Genomic DNA, 6,472 nt, shown 5'->3' with positions numbered 1-6,472 from the left:
GCTCTCGGGCGGTCAGCGCCAGCGTGCGGCCCTTGCCCGCGCCGTGGTACGCCACCCGCGCGTCTTCCTCATGGACGAACCGCTCTCGAACCTCGATGCCAAGCTGCGCCTCACCATGCGTGCGCAGCTGAAACACATCCAGAGGAAGCTCGAAACCACGACCATCTACGTGACCCATGACCAGATCGAGGCGATGACGCTCGCCGACCGCATCGCCATCATGAACAAGGGCAAGATCCAGCAGCTCGGCACGCCCGACGAAGTTTACAACAATCCGGCCAACGTGTTCGTGGCCGGCTTCATCGGATCGCCGCCGATGAACCTCATCAAGGGTGACCTGGAGAACGGCACTTTCTTCGGCGCCAGCACGCGCGTCGAAGGTCTTGGCAAGGGCAGCCGCAAGGGCGTGATCCTCGGTGTCAGGCCCGAAGACATTTCCGTGGCCGAGGCGGGAAGGGGCGCACTCAATTCCACAGTCTACTCGCTTGAACCGACAGGCGACCAGACGCTGGTCGCAGCCATGGCAGGCGAACAGATGGTCGTCGCCAAGGGCTCGCGCAGTTTCCGCCAGGAGCTCGATACGCCGATCAGCCTGAGCTTCGACACTGAACGCTGCTATCTCTTCGATGCAGCGAGCGGCGAACGGATGTGAGCGGGTTCAGCGCCATCACGTCTCCCACGGCATCGGCCCGTTCACCAGCCCGGCCACCTCGCGCTTGAACAGCGGCGAATCGGCATCGCGGACGTCTTCCAGCTCCTCTGCATAGCGCCGGCCACCGAATACCGCCGCCGCGATCGTGCCGGGTGCAAGGGCATCGCCCACGACACACACGGACTTCAGTCCCGCATCAGCCCACTCGCCACGCCGCGCCAAAAGCGCTTGGCCGAGTGCGTTATGCGGAGTCCGCGCGGTGACCAGAACCGTTGCGTCGGTCTCGACCATGAGACGCCGCCCGGTGAAGGCGCATGACATCTCGAAGGCCTCCCTCGAGATGGAAGCGAGGCCCTGGGCGGTGATGATCTTCACGCCAAGTTCGATAAGCCGCGCCTGCACGCGAAACTGTTCCATGGTGTTGCGCATCCAGTTGGAGACGTCTGGAGCGGGCGTCACCAGTGTGACCGCATATCCCGTTGCGACGAGGAGCTCGGCCAGAATGCCGCCCATGTAGTAGTGGTCGTCATCATAAATGGTGACGCGTTTGCCCACGGGCCGGCGCCCATCCATGATGTCGTCGGGTGTGAGGATCTCAGCGTCGGGTGACATGGGCGAAGGCTTCAGCAGGAAGCGCGCCACGCCATCGCGCCGCCAGGCGGAACCTGTCGCGATTGCCACATGCTCGAAGCCGAAGCCCATGACGTCCTCGGCCGTGAGATCGCTGTCGCAATAGATCTCCACATTGCTCATCTTGGCGAGTTGCCCGGTGCGGTAATCCGCAACCCGGCCCCAGGCTGCAAGGCCCGGCAAAAGTCTCTCCCGCGCCACGCGGCCGCCAAGCACGGTTGTCCTCTCCGCCAGCGCCACCTCATAACCGCGCCGGCCCGCCATCATCGCCGCTTCAAGTCCCGCCGGGCCAGCGCCGACGACCAGCACTTTCGCGGAAGAAGACTTCGGGCGGATGCGCTCGGGATGCCAGCCGCGCCGCCACTCCTCGCCCATCGACGGATTCTGCGTGCAGCGCATGGGCACCATGGTATGGTCGCCCGCCACGCACATGTTGCAGCCGATGCATTCGCGGATGTCGTCGATATTGCCATCCCTGATCTTGTTGGGCAGGAAAGGATCGGCGATCGAGGGCCGCGCCGATCCGATGAGATCGAGAATGCCGGACCTGATCTGCCGCACCATCGTATCGGCGGAGGTGAAGCGGCCGACACCCACCACGGGCTTCGTCGTCAGCTTCTTGATGCCGGTGACGAAGGGCTCCTGATAGGCCTCTTCCGCGAAGCGCGACGTCTGGCTGTCATTGTCCCAGCTCGACAGCGTCAGGTCCCAGAGATCGGGAAGCTCGGCCAGATGCGAGATGACATCCCTTGCCTCCGCCGCGTGAAGCCCATCCTCGCCAAGAAGTTCATCCACCGAGATCCGGCAGGCAATGCCGCAGGTGTCGCCCACCGCGTCCTTGGTTTCCTCGATCAGTTCCTTCAGCAGGCGCGCGCGGTTTTCAAGCACGCCGCCATATTCATCGGTGCGCGTGTTGAAACGCCGCGACAGGAAGAACATGGCGCCGCCGAACAGCTTGCCGGCGTAGACATAGACGATGTCGTAGCCCGCCTTCTTCGCCCGCAATGCGGCGTTCCTGTGCCAGCGGCGCAGGTTGCGGATGTCTTCCTTGTCCATGGCGCGGGCCTGGACAGGATCGTTGTAGATCGAGAACACCGGAAGATCGGCCGGTCCCATGGGGATCTCGCGCGAATAGAGGTTCGGCGCATTCATGCCGTTGTGGGCGAGTTGCAGTCCGGCGAGCGCGTCATGGGCATGGACGGCATCCGCGATCCGCGCAAGCATCGGCACGTCCTGGTCATCCCAGTTGCGAAGCTCGATGAAGGGCGCGATGTCGCCGGAGGGATGGATCTCCACCTGTTCCGTACATACCACGCCCCATCCGCCTTCCGCCTTCACCGCCCGCATGGTGGCGAGTGCTGTCGCATCGCGGTAGCCCATGCCGTTGCAATGGGGCACCTGATAGAAGCGGTTCTTGGTGGTCACAGGCCCGATACGGACCGGTTCGAACAGGACATCATATCGCGGATCACGGGCCATCGGTTCGGAAGCTCCCCCTTGCAGACGTGGGAACTCTAAGCCAGCGAGACGCTGCGGCAAGCCCCAAATCCATGAATTCGCAGCGGCATTCCGTCTCCGCCTTGCATGGTCATGCTGCCCTCTTGAATTAACCAAACAGTTATTTATAAGAATCCGCGCAGGCCTGTTTCGGGCGGCGGGAGTTGGCGGAATGTATGATTATGTGATCGTGGGCGCAGGCTCGGCCGGCTGCGTCCTCGCGGCCAGGCTGTCGGAGATTGCCGACGCGAAGGTGCTGGTCATCGAGGCCGGCCCGACGGATCGTGACCCCTTCATCCACATGCCGGTCGGCTTCTTCAAGATGACGGCGGGGCCGCTCACCTGGGGCTACCAGACAGTTCCATTGAAACATGCGAACAACCGCGTTGCCGTCTATCCTCAGGCCCGCGTGCTGGGCGGCGGCAGTTCCATCAACGCCGAGATCTACACGCGCGGCTGCCCAGAGGACTATGACAACTGGGCGAAGAACCATGGCTGCGACGGGTGGAGCTGGTCCGGACTGAAGCAGTATTTCATCAAGTCCGAAGGCAATTCGAGGCGCGGCGATCCCGAGCATGGCACCGACGGACCGCTCGGCGTGTCCGATCCGCGCACGCCCAACCAGGTGTCGCTGGCCTATGTCGAGGGCTGCCGGGAATTCGGCATGCCGCTCAACCCGGATTTCAATTCCGGTCGGCAGGAGGGCGCTGGCCTCTACCAGACCACGACCCGGAACGGCCGCCGCTGCAGCGCCGCCGTGGGCTACCTGAAGCCCGCTCTGGCGCGGCCCAATCTCACGCTCCGCACCGATCTTTTCGTCAACCGCATCATTGTCGAAAACGGCAGGGCGACGGGCGTCGAGGTTGTCGAGGGGGGTGCCATCAAGCGCATCGATGCCTCCGCCGAAGTGATCGTCACGGCGGGCGCCATCGGCTCGCCCAAGCTGCTCATGCTTTCCGGCATCGGGCCGTCCGGCCACCTGAAGGAGGTTGGCGTTCCCATTGTCCACGACCTCCCCGGTGTCGGACAGAACTTCCATGACCATTTCTCGACTGACGTAACCTGGGTGCTCAACGGTGCGCACTCCTATGACAAGTACAAGAAGAAGCACTGGCAATTGATGGCGGGACTTGAATACCTGGCCTTCAGGTCCGGACCCGTCGCGTCGAACATCGTGGAGGCCGGCGCCTTCTGGTGGAGCGACCGCAGCGAGAAGACGCCGGACCTGCAGTTCCATTTTCTCGCAGGCGCCGGTGTGGAGGAGGGCGTTGGCACCGTGCCCGGCGGCAATGGCGCCACCTGCAACTCCTATCACACGCGTCCGCGCTCGCGCGGCTTCGTGAAGCTCCGCTCGGCGAACCCGCATGACGCGCCCATCATCGATCCCAACTCGTTTGCCGATCCCTATGATCTCGACCGCCACATCGACGGCATCAAGGTCACGCAGGAGGTGGGCCGCACGCGCGCCATGATGAAGTATGTCGCCGCCGAACATTTTCCCGGTCCCGGCGTGAAGACGCGGCTGGACTATGAGGAGATCGCGCGCGCCAATGCCCGCTCGTCCTATCATCCCGTGGGTGCCTGCAAGATGGGTGTCGACGAGATGGCGGTGGTGGACCCCATGCTCCGCGTGCGCGGCATCGCAGGTCTCAGGGTCTGCGACAGTTCCATCATGCCGGAGGTCGTTTCCTCCAACACCAACGCCCCGACAATTGCCATTGCAGAAAAGGCCGCGGACATCATCCGCGGCAAAAGGTGAGTTCATGCCCAGGATCGTCTCCGCCGCCGAAGCCGTGAAGGCCATCCCCGACGATGCCGTCGTCGCGGTCAATTCCTCCTCGGGCCTCAACTGCCCCGATGCCGTGCTGAAGGCGCTGGGCGAGCGCTACGACAGCGAGGCCCATCCGCGCAATCTCACGATGCTGCACCCCATCGCCGCCGGCGATATGTTCGGCATCCGCGGCGTGGAGCACATCGCAAAGCCGGGCCTGATCGGCCGCATCATCGGCGGATCTTATCCTTCGGGCCCCTCGGCCTCCGAGCCGCCGAAGATCTGGCAGATGCTGGGGGCAGATGTGATGCCCGCCTACAACGTGCCTTCCGGCATCATGTTCGACATGATGCGCGAGGCGGCGGCCAAGCGGCCCGGCGTCATCACCAAGGTCGGCCTCGATACGTTCGTCGATCCGACCCACGAAGGGTGCGCGATGAATGCCAGTGCGAAGGCCCGGCCCATCGTGCGCAAGATCGAGTTCGACGGCGAAGAGTGGCTCTATTTTCCGGCCATCGTGCCGAAGGTGGCGATCATCCGGGCGAGTGCGTGCGACGAGCGCGGCAACATGAGCTTCGAGCAGGAGGGCGCCTATCTGGGCGCCATGGAACTCGCACTGGCCGCGCACAACAATGGTGGCATCGTCATCGCGCAGGTCCGCACCATCGCCGAGAACGAGACGATCAAGCCGCATCAGGTGCGCGTGCCGGGTATTCTGGTCGACTACATCGTCGAGGCACCCGACCAGTGGCAGACCACGCAGACGCCCTATGACCCCACGATCTCTGGCGAGGTGTTCAAGCCCATCTCCAGCTTCGCGCTCATGGACTTCGGCACCGGCAAGGCCATCGCGCGGCGCGTGGCGCAGGAACTGAAGACGGGCTGGGCGGTCAACCTCGGCTTCGGCGTCTCCGCCAACGTGCCCCGCATCTTCATCGAGGAAGGCCTGCACGGACAGGCGACCTGGGTAATCGAGCAAGGTGCCGTGGGCGGCGTTCCGCTTCTCGAGTTCCAGTTCGGCTGCGCATCGAATGCCGAGGCCTTCGTGCCGTCTGCGTATCAGTTCACTTACTTTCAGGCGGCGGGCTTCGATTGCTCGCTGCTGTCCTTCCTGCAGATCGACAGCCATGGCTCCGTCAATGTTTCGAAGCTGGGCGTCAGGCCGCATGTGACCGCGGGCGCGGGCGGCTTTGTCGACATCACCACGCGCGCGCGCAAGATCGTCTATTCGGGCTTCTACAATGCCGGCGCGAAGATGGAGATCGTGGACGGCAAGCTGAAGATCGAGAAGGAAGGCAAGGTGAAGAAGCTGGTGAAGGAGGTGGAGCAGGTGTCCTTCTCCGGACGCCGCGGCGTGATGCAGGGTCAGGACGTTACTTATGTCACCGAGCGCTGCGTGATGAAGCTCGCACCCGAGGGCATCGTCGTCACCGAGATTGCACCAGGCGTCGAACTCCAGGCCAACATCCTCGATCAGGCGGAGTTCCCGCTCATCGTGTCGCCGGGCCTGAAGGAAATGGACAAGCGGCTCTTCCAGCCCGAGGTCATGGGGATGACGCTCCATGGCTGACACGGGCGACAGCCGCATCCGCCTTGAATTTGACGGGCATCTGGCGATCCTCACGGTCGCCCGGCCCGAAAAGCTCAACGCGCTCGACTACGAGATGGTGCTGGCGCTGGAGCGGGCCGCCCACCTGATCGAGACTGCCAGGGGCGTTCGCGCCGCGATCATCACGGGCGAGGGGGGCAAATCCTTCTGCGCTGGCGGCGACATCGAGGCCTGGTCGGCCTGGAGCCCCGATGACTTCGGCATGGCCTGGGTCCGCCACGGCCATCGCGCCTTTGATGCGCTGGCGCGATTGCGCCAGCCGCTGGTTGCGGCGCTGAACGGCCACACGCTGGGCGGCGGGCTGGAACTGGCG

5 protein-coding genes are annotated in these 6,472 nt (G+C 64.0%); 4 read left to right on the top strand and 1 reads right to left on the bottom strand.

Features of this window, described 5'->3' with window-relative positions:
- Positions 1–652: ABC transporter ATP-binding protein (locus tag ACEW8Q_RS04905; RefSeq protein WP_373502936.1), on the top strand; the 652-nt coding region annotated here is incomplete at its 5' end.
- A 15-nt stretch (positions 653–667) separates the two neighbouring features.
- Here the strand turns inward: ACEW8Q_RS04905 and ACEW8Q_RS04900 are convergent.
- Positions 668–2,761, bottom strand: a complete 2,094-nt coding sequence (locus ACEW8Q_RS04900) for an FAD-dependent oxidoreductase (protein WP_373502935.1) — start codon at positions 2,759–2,761, stop codon at positions 668–670.
- A gap of 190 nt (positions 2,762–2,951) precedes the next feature.
- Here ACEW8Q_RS04900 and ACEW8Q_RS04895 point away from each other — a divergent pair, with 190 nt between their 5' ends.
- The 3 genes from ACEW8Q_RS04895 to ACEW8Q_RS04885 all read left to right on the top strand — a co-directional run.
- A complete protein-coding gene (locus ACEW8Q_RS04895) occupies positions 2,952–4,538 on the top strand; it encodes a GMC family oxidoreductase (RefSeq protein ID WP_373502934.1) in 1,587 nt (528 codons plus the stop codon).
- A gap of 4 nt (positions 4,539–4,542) precedes the next feature.
- Positions 4,543–6,120: an acyl CoA:acetate/3-ketoacid CoA transferase gene (locus tag ACEW8Q_RS04890; protein ID WP_373502933.1), complete on the top strand. Its 1,578-nt coding sequence runs from the start codon at positions 4,543–4,545 to the stop codon at positions 6,118–6,120.
- Positions 6,113–6,472 (top strand): enoyl-CoA hydratase/isomerase family protein (locus ACEW8Q_RS04885; RefSeq protein ID WP_373502932.1); only part of this gene is annotated, 360 nt, incomplete at its 3' end. The genes ACEW8Q_RS04890 and ACEW8Q_RS04885, both read left to right, overlap by 8 nt.

This window comes from Aestuariivirga sp., assembly GCF_041738905.1.
Lineage (GTDB): Bacteria > Pseudomonadota > Alphaproteobacteria > Rhizobiales > Aestuariivirgaceae > Aestuariivirga.
Note: the sequence above shows the minus strand (reverse complement) of the source record. Positions and strands in the feature narration are given on the sequence as shown.